The sequence below is a fragment of the Bacillus infantis genome (genome assembly GCF_050107595.1).
Lineage (GTDB): Bacteria > Bacillota > Bacilli > Bacillales > Cytobacillaceae > Bacillus_AB > Bacillus_AB infantis_C.
Window position 1 is genome coordinate 247,132 of record NZ_JBNILH010000003.1, and the last position, 17,345, is coordinate 264,476.

Below are 17,345 nucleotides of genomic sequence, written 5' to 3' on the forward strand. Positions count from 1 at the left end.
CCCCCTGGCCTACTTGCCCATTTCCCATTATTTCCTTACACTTGAGGTAATTGATTAGAAACGTGTGGTGATGAGGGTGTTTAAGATTTTGCTGATTGAGGATGACCGGTCTCTTTTTCAGGAGATGGAGGAGCGGCTGGGACAGTGGTCGTATGAGGTGCATGGGATTAAAGATTTCAGCCTGGTGATGGAGGAGTTTGCGGAGGTTAAGCCTGATCTGGTGATCATTGATATCCAGCTGCCCAGGTTTGATGGCTTTCATTGGTGCCGGATGATCAGATCGGGTTCTAATGTGCCGATCATCTTTTTGTCGTCGCGCGACCATCCGACAGATATGGTGATGTCGATGCAGCTGGGGGCGGATGATTTTGTGCAGAAGCCATTCCATTTTGAGGTGCTTATTGCCAAGATTCAGGCGATCCTGCGCCGCGTTTACAGCTACAGCACAGATGAAGTGAAGCTGAAGACATGGTGCGGAGCTGCAATCGACTTTGAACGGGGCATCGTGGAAAATGATGCAGGGCGTGTGGAGCTGACCAAGAATGAAATGTTCATCCTGAAGCAGCTGATTGAGCAGAAGAACAAAATTGTAACGCGTGACCAGCTGATCAGCAGCCTATGGGACGACAAACGCTTCATCAGCGACAATACCCTGACGGTGAACGTCAACCGCCTGAGGAAAAGGCTTGAAGAAATCGGTCTTGGCAGCTTTATTGAGACAAAGGTCGGAATGGGCTATATGGCGGTGGAGGAGCAGAGCCAATGATTTTCCGTTTTATAAGGGAACGCCTCAGCTGGATCTTGTTCTTCCTGTTTGCCCATGCTTTGCTGCTGTTCATTTCGTTCGTGGACTCTGCCATTCCCTTCAATAGCATCCTGTATTTTGCCGGAATGTCCTTCATCTCCTTTCTGATTTTCCTGGCAGTCCGCTATCACCGGGAATCTTACTTTTATAAAAGCCTGGAGGACCGGGTTGGCGACCTCGACCCCGGGAGCATCCCTGCCCCTTCCAGCCCGTTTGAAAAGACCGTGGAAGAAGCGATGTCTGAGCAGTCAACTTTGCTGAAAAAAGAGGCCCGGGATCTCCACCTTGCCCTCGAGACCGAAAAGGATCAGCTGCTTGCCTGGATTCATGAAGTGAAAACACCGCTGACTGCCCTTCATCTGATGATTGAAAGAATGGAAGACGGACCGCTCAAATCGAGCCTTACCTATGAATGGCTCCGCATCCATCTGCTCCTCGACCAGCAGCTTCACCAGAAGCGGATTCCGTTTATTGAGAATGACCTGTATATCCAGAAGATTGATCTGGAGGAGGTCATCCATCACGAGCTTCTGACGATGAAAGCCTGGTGCATTCAAAAGGGAATCGGCTTTGACATTAGCCTCGAAGAGACAGAGGTGCTGACAGACGGCAAATGGCTGGCTTTCATCATCCGGCAGATCCTGACGAACAGCATTAAATACAGCGATGCAGGAGATATTAAGATAAAAAGCTGGAAACAGAGCGGCCAGTCAAGGCTTGAAATCCGCGATTTCGGGCGCGGCATCGATCCGAGAGACCTGCCCCGCATTTTTGATAAAGGCTTTACATCCACAACCAAGCATGAAGACCATGCCTCAACAGGGATGGGGCTGTATCTTACAAAAAAAGCGGCTGTTCCGCTTCTCATTGAGATAGAGGTTCAATCCATTCTTGGTGAAGGTACTGCTTTTACTCTTTTATTCCCCAAAAGGAATGATTTCTCTCAAGTGATCAGCATGTGACAAGATTGTCACATGCTTTTCCTTTTTGTTCGTCTGCTGCAAGGATTTCCATCAGGGTTCTTTTTATAATAAAGCTATCAAGATAAGAGGAGGAAGCTTATATGGCGATTCTAGAAGCAATCAAGCTCCATAAAAGCTACGGTACAAAGCTGAACCGGCAGGAGGTGCTGAAGGGCATTGACCTGGCAATTCACGAAGGCGAGTTTGTCGGCATCATGGGGGCCTCCGGCTCGGGAAAAACAACCTTGCTGAATGTATTATCATCAATCGATAAAGCAACCGGCGGAACGATCCGGATTGAAGATAAGGAAATGACAGTCATGAAGGAAAAACAGCTGGCCGAATTCAGGAAGAATCACCTCGGCTTTATTTTTCAGGATTATAACCTCCTGGATACACTGACGGTAAAGGAAAATATCCTACTGCCGCTGTCCATCTCGAAGGTGGCAAAAAAGGAGGCAGACCAGCGCTTCCACGCCATCGCGGAAGAGCTTGGCATCATGGACCTGAAAGATAAATACCCGAATGAAATATCTGGCGGACAGAAGCAGCGGACCTCAGCAGCGCGGGCTTTCATCCATGAGCCAAGCATCATCTTCGCCGATGAGCCGACAGGGGCTCTCGATTCAAAGTCAGCCGCAGACCTTCTGAACAAGCTGGGCGGACTGAATGAAAGCCGCAGGGCAACAATTGTTATGGTCACCCACGATCCCGCCGCGGCGAGCTACTGCAGCCGCGTGATTTTCATCAAAGACGGGCAGATCTACACGCAGCTGAATAAAGGAGAGCAGACAAGGCAGGCGTTCTTCAAGGATATTATGAAGACGCAGGCAGTACTGGGCGGTGTGCAGGATGAGCGTTAACCAGCTGATTTGGAAAAATCTGAAGAAGAATGTAAAAAATTATTATCTGTACATCTTTGCCCTTATCTTCAGCTCAGCCTTATATTTCGCGTTTGTCACCCTTCAGTATGACCCGGCGATGGACGAGATTGAGGGCTCCATCAAGGGCGGTGCCGGGATGAAAGCGGCCTCTGTACTCCTGGTGGCCATTGTGGCGGTATTCCTTGTCTATGCCAACAGCCTTTTTACAAAAAGGCGCAGCCGGGAAATCGGCTTATTTCAGCTGATCGGAATGACGAAAAGCCGGATATTCCGAATCCTGACAGCAGAGAACTTTCTGCTGTATTACGGCTCACTTCTGATCGGCATGCTGGCAGGGTTCCTGGTTTCCAAGCTGATGATGATGATTCTGTTTAAAATCACTGGTGTCGATGATGTCGCTGAGCTTTATTTTTCCAATAAGGCCCTCGTACAGACCCTTATCGTCTTTACGGCCATCTACCTGCTCATTATGCTGGTGAACTATCTGTTCATTAAAGGGCAGAGCATCCTGTCCCTCTTCAGGGTGCAGTCATCCGCTGAAGAAAAAATCCGGAAGATCTCTATTTTCAATATCATCATCGGCATTCTCGGCATCATACTGATTGCGGCCGGCTATTATGTGTCAGGCATCCTGTTTGAAGGAGATTTCACATCGATGCCGGCACTGTTCGGGGCAATGATCTTCATTTTAGGAGCTGTCATTCTTGGCACCTATTTCTTCTATAAAGGCTCAGTCAGCTTCATCATCTACCTGATCCGCAGGAAAAAGGGCGGATATTTAAATGTAAAAGAAGTGCTTTCCCTTTCGTCCATCATGTTCCGGATGAAATCGAATGCGCTGCTGCTGACGATCATCACTACGGTTTCCGCCCTGGCGATCGGATTGCTTTCACTCAGCTATATTTCCTATTATTCGGCTGAAAAAATGGCCCGGGATAATGTGCCAAATGATTTTTCTTTTACGATTGAAGATAGCGCAGAACAGTTCAAGCAGGAGCTGGATTCAAAAAACATTGATTACAGGGAAAAACGGATTGAAGTAGTTACAGCCTCTATTGATGTCAAAGACATTCAAGGTAAAAAGCTGGAGGAAATGAATTTCGATACCGATAAGATGGACTTGCCGGTCATCAGTGAAAGCTCGGCCGGGAGAAAAGACCTGGATGAAAATGAGGTCATTTTTACAGGCTACAGCGACGTTCTTCAAAGGTTCATGCCCTTGAAGGATTCCGGAAAGGTTGAGCTTCACACTAAGAATGAGGATATCCCGCTCAATTACATTGGCCTGGAAAAGGATTATTTGATTCCGCTTTATTACACAAAAGGCGGCCTCCAGACCGCTATCGTGGATGACGCTGTTTTTGAACAGCTGAAGGAGGAGAAGGTTCCTGGACTGCAGGATAAGAATAATGTGTATATCGGCATTGATATAAAAGATCAGGAACGCCTTAATGACGCCAATGAAGCCTTCCATGCACTGAAGCTCGGGGAAAACGGGGAAAACGATTCACAGCTTGATGTGATGATCAGCCAGAAGAGCAATATGGGGCTCATCATGTTCATTGTGGGCTTCCTTGGGCTCTCATTCCTTGTCACTTCCGGCTGTATCCTGTATTTCAAGCAGATGGGCGAAAGCGAGGATGAAAAGCCGAACTTCACGATCCTCCGCAAGCTGGGATTCACCACAGGAGATCTCATGAAGGGCCTCCAGGCCAAGCAGCTGTTCAGCTTCGGAATCCCGCTCGCAATCGGGCTTGTCCACAGCTACTTCGCCGTACAGTCCGGCTGGTTCATGTTCGGGGCCGAAGTATGGACGCCCATGATCAGCGTCATGATCCTATACACCATCCTGTACTCCATCTTTGGCATACTATCTGTCCTCTACTCCAAAAAGGTTGTAAAGGATGCACTATAAGCGAGCCAAGGGGACAGACCCCTTGGCTCAAAACAGCTGCAGAGCCAGGGGGACAGACCCCCTGGCTCAAACCAGCTGCACCACCATATAGATCGCCATGGCCCAGATAATGAGGGCAGAAATTTTATTCATCCAGACGAGGAATTTGCCGTTTTTGTCGATCTGGCCGAGTTTCCTGCCTGCGAAGGCCAGGCCCAGGAACCAGATCCATGAGACGCCAATGCAGCCTGCAGAGAACAGCCATTTTTCATAGCCTTCATAGGCGAGGGAGCTTGTTCCGATTACCCCGATCGTGTCCATGATAGCATGGGGATTCAGCAAGGAAACTGAGGCGGCGAAGGCAATCTGGCGCTTTGCCGTAAAGCTGCCCTGCCCTTCTCCTGCTGCGGCTCCGGCCTGCTTTTCCACATTTGCCAGCCCATATAAGCAAGAAACAAAGCTCCCGCTGCAAATAGCAGCATCCGCAGCCATTCAAAGCTGAAAACAATGATCGACACCCCCGCTACTGCGAGCGATATCAAGATGGTATCGCATATCCCCGCCGTCACCACCGCCGGCAGCACACCGGTAAACCTTTTATGTAAAGCCCCCTGATTAAAAATAAATACATTCTGCACACCAAGCGGCAAAATAAGGCCGAAGGCTAGAATCATTCCATGCAGCAGTACTTCCAATTTGATTACCTCCCATCCTTTAATAGAATAGCGGAGGAAAAGAATTCTGTCTTCAGCCATTTGCCCGCAAGCCATTTTAGTTTCAGCTTCCTTGCTTCCCGGGCCACGGGACCCGACCCCCTGGCCCAAATTATCAACTTTAATATGGTAAATATGATTAATTGAAAATCGCCTGCTGTCTGGGATAAAAGTAATCAAATTTGTCTTAATCGAGAATTCCCTAGGGAGAAAGCTACTTTAAAACAGTTTTACTCATACCTATCGCTTGACAAACCCCACCCCAATATATAATAATTTATATCTGATTATAATAATTATAGATAAGTAATGGTGATGTCCCCTGGACATACTATTATTTTCTAAAAAAAATACTTAGGAGGATTTTCAAATGTCTTTAATTGGAAAAGAAGTACTGCCATTCTCAGCAAAAGCTTACTTTAACGGTGATTTCATCGATGTAACAGAAGAAAACTTCAAAGGAAAGTGGAGCGTAGTCTGCTTCTACCCTGCAGATTTCACTTTCGTATGCCCAACTGAGCTTGAAGACCTTCAGAACGAATATGCAACTTTGAAAGATCTTGGAGTTGAAGTGTACTCTGTTTCTACAGACACTCACTTTACACATAAAGCTTGGCATGACCACTCAGAAGCGATCGGCAAGATCGAGTACGTTATGATCGGCGACCCATCACAGAAGATCACTCGCAACTTCGATGTTCTTGACGAAGAGGAAGGCCTTGCAGACCGCGGTACTTTCATCATCGATCCAGACGGCATCATCCAGACAGTAGAAATCAATGCAGGCGGCATCGGCCGTGACGCAAGCACAATCGTGAACAAGATCAAAGCAGCCCAATATGTACGCAACAATCCAGGCGAAGTTTGCCCTGCTAAATGGCAGGAAGGCGGAGAAACACTTAAGCCAAGCCTTGACCTTGTAGGAAAAATCTAAGGAGAGAATTTAAATGGTACTAGATGCAGATATAAAAGCACAGTTAGCTCAATATCTTCAGTTAATGGAAGGTGAGGTCCTGCTTAAGGTCAGCGCAGGCTCTGACGACGTCTCCCGCGATATGCTGGCACTGGTAGACGAATTGGCCTCCATGTCATCCAGCATTAAGGTGGAAAAAGCAGAATTGCATAGGACACCAAGCTTTAGTGTGAATCGGATCGGTGAAGATACAGGAGTAACTTTTGCCGGTATCCCTCTAGGACATGAATTCACTTCACTGGTGCTTGCATTGCTGCAGGTCAGCGGAAGGGCGCCTAAAGCCGACCAGAAGGTTATTGACCAGATCAAAAACATCAAAGGCGAGTATCACTTTGAATCATATATCAGCCTGAGCTGCCATAACTGCCCTGATGTGGTACAGGCACTCAATCTGATGAGCGTCCTTAATCCAAACATTACGCATACGATGATTGACGGCGCCGCTTTCAAAGAAGAAGTTGAGAGCAGAGACATCATGGCTGTTCCAACTGTCTTCCTGAACGGCGAATCATTCGGCAGCGGCCGCATGAGCCTGGAAGAAATTCTTGGCAAAATGGGCAGCGGCCCGGATGCATCCGAGCTGTCTGATAAAGACCCTTACGATGTCCTTGTTGTCGGCGGCGGCCCTGCCGGCGCGAGTGCTGCAATCTATGCGGCACGTAAAGGCATCCGCACCGGCATTGTAGCCGAGCGCTTTGGCGGCCAGGTTATGGATACTCTTGGCATCGAGAACTTCATCAGCGTCAAGCATACGGAAGGCCCTAAGCTTGTTGCAAGCCTTGAAGAGCATGTGAAAGAGTACGACATTGATGTAATGAACCTCCAGCGCGCGAAGAGCCTGGAAAAGAAAGACATGATCGAGATTGAACTTGAAAACGGCGCTGTGCTGAAGAGCAAGAGCGTCATCCTTTCTACAGGTGCCCGCTGGCGCAATGTCGGCGTTCCTGGGGAAGCCGAATTCAAGAACAAAGGTGTGGCATACTGCCCTCACTGTGATGGCCCGCTCTTTGAAGGAAAAGATGTCGCTGTTATCGGCGGCGGAAACTCCGGAATTGAAGCGGCGATCGACCTTGCCGGTATTGTCAAGCATGTAACCGTGCTTGAATTCAATCCTGAGCTGAAGGCCGATGCTGTCCTCCAGGACCGCCTGTACAGCCTGCCTAACGTAACTGTCCTGAAGAACGTTCAGACTAAGGAAATCACCGGTACTGATAAAGTGAACGGCATTTCCTATGTTGACCGCGAAACAGGAGAAGATCATCATGTAGAGCTTCAGGGTGTCTTCGTCCAGATTGGTCTTATACCAAACACAGACTGGCTCGGGGATGAAATCGAGCGTACCCGCTTCGGCGAAATCATCGTGGACAAGCATGGCGCGACCAGCCTCCCTGGTGTATTTGCAGCCGGCGACTGCACAGACAGCGCCTATAAGCAAATCATCATCTCTATGGGATCCGGTGCAACAGCTTCTCTCGGCGCGTTTGATTACCTGATCCGCAACTAAAAAAAAGCCGCTTTGCTATTGCAGCAGAGCGGCTTTTCTTATACATTCTCCACGGGCGCCTCGGCAGCAAAAAAAGCTGCCTGGCATCAAACCATTCAGCTCCCTTAACTACATCAGCCGGCAGACAATTTCCCCGCTAATTTTTTCTTCTTTTTTCCTGGCTCAGCCCATAAGAATGAAAGGCCAATCGAAAGGACAATCATCACAGCAGCAAAGTAAAATGGATAGTCATAGTTCACATCAAACAGCATGCCGCCGATGATAGGGCCCAATACATTTCCAATGCTCGTGAACATCGAGTTCATGCCGCCGACAAATCCCTGCTCATTCCCTGCTATTTTGGAAAGATAAGTGGTGGCAGCAGGCCTGATCAAATCAAAGCCGACGAAAACCGTCATTGTAACCATCAGAATCGCTGCATAAGAGTTCACCGTCGTCATCAGAAATACAAGTACAGCCGAAAAGATCAGGCAATAGCGGATCAGGCGGATTTCCCCAAGCCAGATTGTAAGCCGGTTAAAGAAAACAATCTGGACAACGGCACCAAGAATCGCTCCCCCTGTAATCATGATCGCTATATCCTTTGGCGAAAATCCGAATTTGTGGTCGGCAAACAATGAGAACAGCGACTCAAAAGACGCCAGGCCAAAGGCGGAGATCAGAATGATGACAAACGGAATGAAATAGATTGGGGCAAAGACCCGCTTGAAGCCTGCCTTCTGTGCTCCGGCTGCCTCCGTTTCCTCATTTTCCGGATTCCGCTCCGGCTCTTTCAGCGTAATCAGCGATAAGACAGCAGCACCAAGGGCAAAAGCCGCTGCAAAAAAGAACGGAAGCCTTGTGTCTGCTTCAGCTAAAAATCCGCCGATGGCAGGCCCGATTATGAATCCTGTCGAGATGGCCGCTGACATATAGCCAAGCGCCTTTGGCCTGGATTTAATCGTCGTAATATCAGCAATGAATGCCGTAACAGCAGGCATGATGAACGCAGCACTCACGCCTCCAAGGATGCGGGAGATAAATAGAGGCATAACAGACTTCCCCAGGCCGAACAAGAGCTCAGACGCACTGAAAATGAACAGGCCGATCACAATCATCCTCTTCCTGCCGAACTGGTCTGCCCATCTTCCCGCAATAGGCGACACAATCAGCTGGGCGCCCGCAAAGGCAGCAATCATATAGCCGACTACAGTGCCTGATATATTCAATTCATTCATAATGGCAGGTGTAACAGGAATCACAAGGCCGATTCCCAGAAAGGCAATCAGCAGATTCATAAGCAGAATGGCCAAAGCAAAATTATTTCTTTTCATACCTCTTCCTCCTGTAGGTGTCATTTCCTGCTGAGCTGGCTGGATACCCCTCTCCAATAGACACGCCAGGAAAAATCAAGCTTCTCCTGGACCCTTGATGCATCTCCTGTCAACAGTTCGAAAAACAAACCATCCAATACAGCTGTATACGCCACTGCGGCCGGCCCCGCTCCCACCTCGCTGTCAATCTGGCCGTCCTCTTCTCCTTTACTGGCAGCAAGGATAAGCATTTCCTCCAGATGATCGACATACTTCCGGCCGAATTCCTCCGCCTCTTTTGACAGATGGGCAGGCTGGAAGAACAGCATCCTTAATAAAAACTTCGTAAAGTCATCGTTCCCGTAGCGGTCCCGGTATTGTAAAAGAAAACCATAAAGGAAGTCTTCCAGCCGGCTCTCCTTATTGGTTTCTGCATAGTCATCCAAAAACCTCAGTTCGTCCTTCAGCACATCATCCAGCACTTCCAGCAGCAGCTCATCTTTTCCATTGAAGTGTGTATAAATAGATTGCTTCCTGATACCGACTTCTTCTGCAATATTAGCCATTGAGGCCCCTTCATAGCCAAACTGGGCAAAATGCTTCAAAGCAGTCATTTTGATTCTTTCTCTGGTCAGCTCAACAGCCAAAGCTAAATCCCCTTCCTAACGTTCGTTAGTCATATTAAACACCGAAACCGCGGGAAAGTCAACCTTCTGATTTGTGCTGGAGCATCCTCCGGAAAAAAGAAAAGCCGCCAGTGGCTGGCAGCTGATTTTTCCCTGTTCAATATTATTAAGAGCCGGAAACACCCTTTCCCCCCCTGGCTTCCATGGTGCTGATCCGCTCCATCCCGGTAATGATAGGCTTGGCGCGCTTGATTAAGGTCTGGGTTGCTTCCAGGGACAAAGAGTTTTGGTGGGCAGCCTCATCGCTCCACACCTCGTAAACATAGACAGCATCCGGTTCGCCTTCTGATGTATGAACAAGGTAGATTTCGCATTCATTCAGTTCCTTCATGGATTCCGATGCTTCAAGAAGGATACTTACCAAATGATCCCGTTCTCCTTCTTTTACTGTAAACCTGCCGAACAGACTGAATTTATTCATTTAACGTCCTCCCCGTTTTAATTGCTATCAGGATGCCCCAAATCCTTCAACCGGCAAACACAACTTCCGGCAAAACTCCCTTTTCAACCCATCCAATCTTCCCGTCTTTTTTGATCAATGTATAACCTGAGCAGCTGTCATCCAGTACAGAAACAGCATCCCCTGTACTCACGTTTATAAGGGAGCAGGAAACATCCGATTTCACCATGCAGGCTCCATTCTCATCCTGTAAGATGTACTCATTTTTCACATAAAGAAGCTTGTCCTTCCCCGGCTGCCTGCACAAGGTAAAATGCTCATCTTCTTTTAAAGGGATGATGTCATAAGAGGGGTAGAGTATGGCCCCCTTCATATCAAAGGTTTCAGATGAATTCTTAACGACCCGGCAACCCGGGGAATCATCCACATAAGCATAGGAAAACAGATCCTCTTCAGCCGTCCTATGAATGATCAGGGCATTCAATTGCCCTTTATCCTTCACCCTGTTCCCGCCATCAATGCTGATGATTTTTTTCTCCCGGTCAATGATTGGATTATCGCTTGGAATATCTTTTGTATAATTCACGACAGGCCAGTGGCCGACAACTGCAAACTTGTCTGCCTGATGGGATTTTTCCAGAAAAGAAGGAATCGAAATAGCCTTATCCCTATCTGTCTCCCTCCAATTCTCCAAATCCTCCAGACCTGCGTGGACAAAGATATAATCATCTGTTTCGATCGCTGTCGGCAAGCTGGACAGCCACTCGATCTCCTGCGAAAAATGCTCCATCAAGGTCTCTTTCACCTCACGGATGCTTGAGCGTTCATTTAGCGGGAATCCTGCGTCTGTCAGCCATTCATTGAAGAGGCAATAGCGCCTCGTCATTAAATATTTGATAAGCAAAGGATTTTCTGCCAGAAGCTCACCCGCCAGTGCCTCGCAATTTCCTTCAATCACCTGCACCCGGGGATTGAGCTGTGAGAGCTCCATTATGTATTTCACAGTCTCCTTGCTGTTCCTGCCCTTTTCACAAATATCACCGTTGATGATCAAGTAATCCTCACTGTTAAAATTGACCTTTTTCAGAAGCTCCTTGAAAAGGCCGATCTCTCCGTGGATATCCGAAGTGACGATTACTCTGGCATCCTTCGGAATGTCTATTTCTTTAATTTTGTCCATCCTCTGCTCCTTCTGTCCATACATTTTATTACTGATAGTTTAGAGATTCGTTTTTTGCTGACAGAAATCCTTCTCCTTATTCATAACCATACAAAAAGCTGCCGTCTGGTTTGGCAGCCCTTTTCACTACAATTCTATAATGCTGATCAAATTCCCATTCAGATCTGCCAAATCAAATCGTTTAGGCCCACCCTTCCTTATCTTTGAAACCGTTACTCCTTTGCTGATGAGAGCAGCCCTGACCTCTTCCACATTGCCGACTGCATAGTTGAATGGAGTGTATTGATTAATTGGCTGGAATTCTGGAATCTGAACAAGGTGGAAGCCGCAGTTAGGGGCAATGGAGAGGCCGCACATCCTTTCATTTTTCCAGCGCAATTCAAAGCCAAAGATTTCCTGATACCAGATTAAAGAATCCTCAAGATCCTTAACCGGCAAAAAGACCGCGTCAATACGTTCAACAAACTTTCCCAATACTTTTTCCGTCAATTCATCCATCCCCTTTACTTGACAGTTTGATCATTAAAACTAAAATATTCTCCCATATGGAAAAGAAACCTCTTCAAAAACTTCATCTGAACCCCAAAAAAGGTAATAAGCACTATTTTTGAAGGGATATTCACACAACTCATAGAATTTCTTGATATAAAATCCAGGAGGTGCTGTTATTTGTCAAAGCCTATAGAAAGCAGGATAGATACGATTTTTATCCATGTCACAGATTTGGAGAGGTCAATTAAGTGGTATAGCGAACTGCTTGGACTAGAGGTAAGAGAAGGATCATTCAGCGGCCCGGTCTACACTTTTCATATGGGTGCCGGCAGGCCTGGCATCACGCTTGATAACCACAGTTTTGATGAAGAATATACCTTTATCCCCTCCAATCAGCCACTCTTCAATCTAAGTGCAGCTGATATAGACGAGGCGTTTAAAAAGGTAAAGCAAATGGGCGCCGAGATCGTGACCGGAGTGATTACCCACCCGGATATGGCTGAATTCTCTTTTAAAGACCCGGACGGCAATATCCTTATGGTGTGCACCTGTTTCAGCTGATTGGAAAGGAAAGGGTTGGAGGACCAAAACTCTTTCCCTCTCCTCTTATCCGGTAATTTCCTGGAATCCCCTGCACTAATTCCATACTGACCTTGTCCTTCTCCCGCTCTATTTTCAATCCATGTCACCAAACCTTTATTGTCGTGACAGGAAGTCGATGGCCCAGCCCCGCGCAGCCAGAAATTCATTTTATGCTTTCTGCGAGTTCAGTGAGTTCGTTTAGTATAACTCAATCTGCTGGTAAATCATCGTTCTGGTTCCATATGAGTCTCCCCTTTAGAGAGATTCGTTTATTCTATAAGATAATTGATTACAGCTGGAAGGTACCTTTCTACCGGCTGACTAGTATCTATCAGTAAACACTTATAGTCAGCTGGTTTTTCACTGTTTTTAAGAGCGTATCTAAAAGCTTCCTCAGAGTATATCTCTTTTATCTGGCTGACCATCCTATCCCGATTTCTCAGCCTCCTATTGATTTCAATAGAATCCTCAAGATAGCATTCAACATACTTATATTTAACATTGAATTTTTTTGCTAGGCCTGTGCCCTTCTCAACCATTTCCTTATACAGGCAGGGACTATCAAATATGACTGCCTTCCCTTGGTATAATAGGGACTCTGCCAAAGACCAATCAATATTGTATGAAATCCTTCCGGCACTCTTTGCATCAATAGGTGTGTTATCAATACTATTTAAAAGTGAGGATTTTATAATATCGTGGTCGATAATAACAGCCCCCGTTTTTTCAGCTATTCTTCTAGCAAGGGTCGACTTTCCGGAACCCGGGAAACCTGACATCTGAATAAAATACATTGCAGTGCTCCTTTTTGAAAATATCTTCGACTCGTCTCATCCCTCTATCTGATCCATAACCATAAAACCAGCATAACCAATATATGAAAAACAGCCAATACAGCAAAATGGCAGCCTCTCAATCCATCAATCAGTTGGCAGAGTATTGGAAAAGGGAGATTTTCTTATATCATATATTTGCCGAAAATGGGATAAAGCCCATTTAGAAGATTGGCAGGAATATACGCTGCAGGATCTGGCGCGGAAGATCAGGAATCGTGAACCTTACGCGGGGATAGATGACTTCTAGCTATTTATAATATTTGACAAAAAAAGTTATTTATGCTATAATTTACAAATAATATTTCTCTGTATATACTAAGATTCTCCTGGCCAGGGGAATCTTTTTTTATTTGTGCGGAGGATGATAGTATGAAGTCAAACGAATCAAGTGTTACGTCTTTAGTTTCCGCTTTTAGCCGTGCTTATCACAGCAGGTATGATACACCGAAGATCTTTGATGATTTTTTAGCTGAAGAATTGATATCTGCTGAAGAGATGGAAATGATCAGCAGGAATATGATCCAGGGGATTTCTTTTTTTAATGAGGAGATTGCAGACCGGTTCCATGATCAGCCTGGCGAAATTCTCAGATGGATTACTCAGGTGCACCTTTCCCCTACCCCGCTTGCACGAGCAGCGTACTGCGAGCAGGTTCTGCTGAATGAATGGAAGCTTGGGGTAAAGCAGTATGTCGTCCTTGGTGCCGGTCTTGATACATTCTGCTTCCGGCATCCCGAGCTATCAGATACACTGGAGATATTTGAGGCAGACCATCCGGCAACACAGGAGTCTAAAATGAAAAGACTTGATAAAGCCAGGCTTCCTATCCCGCAAAACCTTCATTTGGTGCCGATGGACTTTTCTCATTCGTTCTCCTATCAGCCCCTGGAGGACAAGGGCTTCAAGAATGAGAGAACATTCTTCAGTTTGCTGGGTGTTACCTATTATCTAACAAAAGAAGAGAATGCGAGCCTGATTATCAGCCTTTTTTCAGATTTACCTCAAGGAAGTTCTATCGTCCTGGATTTTGCCGATGAGAATCTGTTCGTGGAAAAAGGCAAATCGAATCGGGTGGAGCACATCGTAAAAATGGCAGCCGCTGGCGGTGAAACGATGAAGTCATGCTTCGCCTATGAAGAGATCGAACTGATGCTTGAAAAAGCGGGGTTGCTGGTCTACGAGCATCTGTCCCCGGAGAAGATCCAAGAACTTTATTTCAGCGGCCGTGAGGATGATTTGTCAGCCTTCGAGACGATACATTATATACATGCGGTAAAAAAATAAAATTTTAAAGCCAGCTGCTCGATTTTGAGCCGCCGGCTTTTTTACGGAGAGGCTTCAGCATCCTGGATTGACCAATAAAGCGCTGAATTATTTGAAAAGAGCTGCAAGTGATCGAATTAACGACAGATTGATGAAAATATGACCCTAATTACTCAGATAAAACCATCAGCCCATTCAAAAACAGGGCGTTTACCGCTGGAACGAACAGCCAAGCCGGACAATACAGTGATAATAGCTTAAAGGCGCGTTCTGTTGGCCAAAAATGTAAAGGGGATTGGGACAATGGGGATTCGGAATGGAAAGGAATTTATTGAACGTTTGGATATGATGGAAAACGTTGTTTGGCTGGATGGGGAAAGAGTCTCGGGGAAGATCTCGGAACATCCTGCTTTTAAAAGAATTGTGGCGGCAAAGGCCTCGCTTTATGACAGACAATGCGATCCGCAATCTCAGGAGGAGATGACATTCCGCATGCCTGGCACGGGAGAGCTTGCAGGCCTGTCATACCTGAAGCCGCAAACAAAAGAGGATCTGGTGAAAAGAAGAGTGATGATTGAACATTGGGCGAGGATTACTCATGGCATGATGGGCAGGAGCCCGGACTATATGAATACGGCAGTCATGAGCCTGGCAGCCTCAGCCTCCCTCCTGGAGGGAAGGGAAAACTGCTTTCCTGACAATGTCCGCGCCCTTTATGACCGCGCCACAAATCAGGACCTTTCATTCACCCATACACTCATTACACCCCAGGTTAACCGCACTGCCTTTTATCTCGGCTCTGATGCCCCCATCTCAGCGAGAGTGATTGAGAGGAACCATGATGGCCTGGTTATCAAGGGAGCACGCCTTTTGGCGACACAGGGAGGATTGACCGATGAACTGCTGGTCCTCAGCTCGCCCGGCAGGTTTGATACGGAAGAGGCATTTGCTTTTTCCATTCCATCCAGCACGGATGGGCTGAGATTCATCTGCAGGGGCTCCTTTGCAGGCGAAGGCTCTGCCTTTGATTATCCCCTCAGCTCCCATTATGATGAAATGGACGCTATCGTCGTGTTTGATGATGTCCTGGTCCCTTGGGAAAGGGTATTCCTCTATGACAATGTCGAGGCCGCCCTGGCACTCAAAAATAAAAGCAGCTTCCATGCCTTTGCTTACCACCAGGCATTAATCAGGCAGATTGTTAAAACAGAATTCATCCTCGGAATTGCCGAATCTATCGTAAAGTGCATCAATGTCAGTGAATATCAGCATATACAAGCCAAGATGGCCGAGATCATCATTGGGCTGGAATCGATGAAAGCACTGCTCGAGAAGTCAGAAAACGATGCAGCTCCCGATGAGTTTGGCTGCATGCGCCCGAGCATCGTCCCTCTCCAGATTGCCAGCAATCTTTTCCCTGATCTGTATCCCCGCTTTTGCGAGATCATCCAGGTGATCGGTGCAAGCGGCATGACTTCACTTCCGACTGAAAAGGATTTTGAATCAGGCATCCGCGCGGACCTTGATCAATATCTTCAAGCGGAAGCTTTGAATGCAAAGGAACGGGTCCAGCTCTTCCGGCTTGCCTGGGATTTGACGATGAGCCCCTTCGGCACAAGGCAGACCCATTATGAGAGATATTTCTCCGGCGACCCAGTCCGGCTTGCCAGCACTTTATATCATACTTATCCAAAGGAAGACTTTGTCCGGAACGTCAGTGAATTCCTGAAACAGCGAAAATCAGATTAATAATGATAAAGCCGCATCCATGCAAAAAGGATACGGCTTTTTTTATTTACGGGACTCCCCCTTGACCAGCTTCAGCGTCGCAACGATCAGGAAGCTGACGATCACCAATAACAGCCAGGAGCTCACCTTGCCAAGATGTACCAGGCTCCAGGCTTCCTCCTGGTTCGGATATTGCCAGGCCCCGAAAAAGGTAGCTATGTTTTCCGCTATCCAGATAAAAAATCCGATGAGTACGAATGATAAAGCGATCGGCATGCGGTATTTGATGCCTCCGACTTCGTACATGACCCAGGAGCGCCAAAAGATAATGATCACCAGTCCTGAAAGCCACCAGCGGATGTCTATCCAATAATGGTGCGTGAAAAAGTTCAGGTATATGGCGGCAGCAAGCGGGACAACCAGCCAAAACGGCGGCCAGTCGACCAGTTCAACCTTGAGCCTCCTCCACGCCTGGCATAGATAGCTGGCAACGCTCGCATACATAAACCCGCTGTACAAAGGCACACCTCCGACTTTGAAGTAACCCTCCTCCGGATAAGACCAGGAGCCCATATGGACCTTGAACAGCTCAAGCGCAAGCCCGATCAGGTGAAATAATGTGATGACCTTTAATTCATCGCGTGTTTCAAGTCCTGAGCGCAGCATCCCCCACTGCATCACGAGACAGATGAGGAGCAGCCAGTCATACCGCGGCAGGAACGGAAGCGGGATGACCTTCGTCAAAGCCAGGGAAGCAAAGATAACAACAGGAAACAGGCAGGATAAGGCCTGCTCCCAGCCAAAACGGCAGAGCTGCTGAGCTCCTCCCATCAACCGCATTCTTACTGTTCTTTTCTTAACCCCATTCTGTATGGCTATGCTCATATGAAGCCTCCCCCTTAACTGGACAGAATCAGAACTAATTCATTCTTCCGGCTCTTCATCGTCCTCTTTGTATTCCAGAATATCACCCGGCTGGCAGTCCAGCGCCTTGCAGATGGCTTCCAGAGTCGTCAGCCGGATTGCTTTTGCTTTTCCATTTTTCAATATAGAAAGATTGGCCATGGTGATGCCGACCCTCTCTGAGAGCTCAGTCACGCTCATTTTCCGTTTCGCCAGCATCACGTCGATATGAATGATAATTGCCATGT

General features: G+C 47.2%; 17 protein-coding genes and 1 pseudogene. 9 read left to right on the forward strand and 9 right to left on the reverse strand.

The features are described from left to right. Positions 1–76: 76 nt before the first annotated feature. From ACQCVH_RS07675 to ACQCVH_RS07690, 4 genes are all read left to right on the forward strand, one after another. Complete coding sequence (locus ACQCVH_RS07675) at positions 77–766, forward strand: response regulator transcription factor (protein ID WP_426835144.1); 690 nt, start codon at positions 77–79, stop codon at positions 764–766. Further along, positions 763–1,767 carry a sensor histidine kinase gene (locus tag ACQCVH_RS07680; RefSeq protein WP_426835145.1) on the forward strand — a complete coding sequence of 335 codons (1,005 nt, stop codon included), beginning with the start codon at positions 763–765 and terminating at the stop codon, positions 1,765–1,767. The genes ACQCVH_RS07675 and ACQCVH_RS07680 overlap by 4 nt, the downstream gene beginning before the upstream one ends. Before the next feature lie 101 nt (positions 1,768–1,868). Then, the gene (locus ACQCVH_RS07685) at positions 1,869–2,630 is read left to right on the forward strand and encodes an ABC transporter ATP-binding protein (protein ID WP_426835146.1); all 762 of its coding nucleotides are present in this window, start codon (positions 1,869–1,871) and stop codon (positions 2,628–2,630) included. After that, positions 2,620–4,566, forward strand: a complete 1,947-nt coding sequence (locus ACQCVH_RS07690; RefSeq protein ID WP_426835147.1) for an FtsX-like permease family protein — start codon at positions 2,620–2,622, stop codon at positions 4,564–4,566. Before ACQCVH_RS07685 ends, ACQCVH_RS07690 begins: the two co-directional genes overlap by 11 nt. Before the next feature lie 66 nt (positions 4,567–4,632). On the opposite strand, the pseudogene ACQCVH_RS07695 reads toward ACQCVH_RS07690, so the two are convergent. Then, a pseudogene (locus tag ACQCVH_RS07695) lies at positions 4,633–5,240 on the reverse strand (LysE/ArgO family amino acid transporter). A gap of 388 nt (positions 5,241–5,628) precedes the next feature. Here ACQCVH_RS07695 and ahpC point away from each other — a divergent pair. Both ahpC and ahpF read left to right on the forward strand, forming a co-directional pair. Then, on the forward strand, positions 5,629–6,192 hold the full coding sequence (gene ahpC, locus ACQCVH_RS07700; RefSeq protein WP_426835148.1) for an alkyl hydroperoxide reductase subunit C: 564 nt from the start codon (positions 5,629–5,631) through the stop codon (positions 6,190–6,192). Positions 6,193–6,205: 13 nt separating this feature from the next. Further along, the gene (gene ahpF / locus ACQCVH_RS07705) at positions 6,206–7,735 is read left to right on the forward strand and encodes an alkyl hydroperoxide reductase subunit F (protein ID WP_426835149.1); all 1,530 of its coding nucleotides are present in this window, start codon (positions 6,206–6,208) and stop codon (positions 7,733–7,735) included. 113 nt (positions 7,736–7,848) lie between these two features. On the opposite strand, the gene ACQCVH_RS07710 is transcribed toward ahpF, so the two are convergent. The 5 genes from ACQCVH_RS07710 to ACQCVH_RS07730 all read right to left on the reverse strand — a co-directional run bounded on the left by ACQCVH_RS07710 (position 7,849) and on the right by ACQCVH_RS07730 (position 11,782). After that, positions 7,849–9,048: an MFS transporter gene (locus ACQCVH_RS07710; RefSeq protein WP_426835150.1), complete on the reverse strand. Its 1,200-nt coding sequence runs from the start codon at positions 9,046–9,048 to the stop codon at positions 7,849–7,851. Between the two features lie 20 nt (positions 9,049–9,068). Continuing rightward, positions 9,069–9,674, reverse strand: coding sequence for a TetR/AcrR family transcriptional regulator (locus tag ACQCVH_RS07715; protein WP_426835151.1), 606 nt, complete (start codon positions 9,672–9,674; stop codon positions 9,069–9,071). A 145-nt stretch (positions 9,675–9,819) separates the two neighbouring features. Continuing rightward, positions 9,820–10,134 carry a putative quinol monooxygenase gene (locus ACQCVH_RS07720; protein WP_426835152.1) on the reverse strand — a complete coding sequence of 105 codons (315 nt, stop codon included), beginning with the start codon at positions 10,132–10,134 and terminating at the stop codon, positions 9,820–9,822. Between the two features lie 46 nt (positions 10,135–10,180). Next, the gene (locus ACQCVH_RS07725; RefSeq protein WP_426835153.1) at positions 10,181–11,293 is read right to left on the reverse strand and encodes a metallophosphoesterase; all 1,113 of its coding nucleotides are present in this window, start codon (positions 11,291–11,293) and stop codon (positions 10,181–10,183) included. Positions 11,294–11,419: 126 nt separating this feature from the next. Beyond that, a complete protein-coding gene (locus ACQCVH_RS07730; RefSeq protein ID WP_426835154.1) occupies positions 11,420–11,782 on the reverse strand; it encodes a VOC family protein in 363 nt (120 codons plus the stop codon). 180 nt (positions 11,783–11,962) lie between these two features. On the opposite strand from ACQCVH_RS07730, the gene ACQCVH_RS07735 reads away from it, so the two are divergent. Then, positions 11,963–12,346 carry a VOC family protein gene (locus ACQCVH_RS07735; protein WP_426835155.1) on the forward strand — a complete coding sequence of 128 codons (384 nt, stop codon included), beginning with the start codon at positions 11,963–11,965 and terminating at the stop codon, positions 12,344–12,346. A gap of 290 nt (positions 12,347–12,636) precedes the next feature. Here ACQCVH_RS07735 and ACQCVH_RS07740 read toward each other — a convergent pair whose 3' ends face one another. Continuing rightward, positions 12,637–13,161: a P-loop nucleotide/nucleoside kinase family protein gene (locus tag ACQCVH_RS07740; RefSeq protein ID WP_426835156.1), complete on the reverse strand. Its 525-nt coding sequence runs from the start codon at positions 13,159–13,161 to the stop codon at positions 12,637–12,639. Between the two features lie 411 nt (positions 13,162–13,572). Here ACQCVH_RS07740 and ACQCVH_RS07745 point away from each other — a divergent pair, with 411 nt between their 5' ends. Together ACQCVH_RS07745 and hpaB are read left to right on the forward strand one after the other, a co-directional pair. Continuing rightward, positions 13,573–14,487: a class I SAM-dependent methyltransferase gene (locus tag ACQCVH_RS07745; RefSeq protein ID WP_426835157.1), complete on the forward strand. Its 915-nt coding sequence runs from the start codon at positions 13,573–13,575 to the stop codon at positions 14,485–14,487. A gap of 282 nt (positions 14,488–14,769) precedes the next feature. Further along, a complete protein-coding gene (gene hpaB, locus ACQCVH_RS07750; RefSeq protein ID WP_426835158.1) occupies positions 14,770–16,215 on the forward strand; it encodes a 4-hydroxyphenylacetate 3-monooxygenase, oxygenase component in 1,446 nt (481 codons plus the stop codon). Positions 16,216–16,257: 42 nt separating this feature from the next. Here the strand turns inward: hpaB and ACQCVH_RS07755 are convergent, their stop codons facing one another. Then, positions 16,258–17,025, reverse strand: coding sequence for a DUF817 domain-containing protein (locus ACQCVH_RS07755; protein WP_426835420.1), 768 nt, complete (start codon positions 17,023–17,025; stop codon positions 16,258–16,260). Between the two features lie 93 nt (positions 17,026–17,118). Next, on the reverse strand, positions 17,119–17,343 hold the full coding sequence (locus ACQCVH_RS07760; RefSeq protein WP_426835159.1) for a helix-turn-helix domain-containing protein: 225 nt from the start codon (positions 17,341–17,343) through the stop codon (positions 17,119–17,121). Between the last annotated feature and the right edge of the window lie 2 nt (positions 17,344–17,345).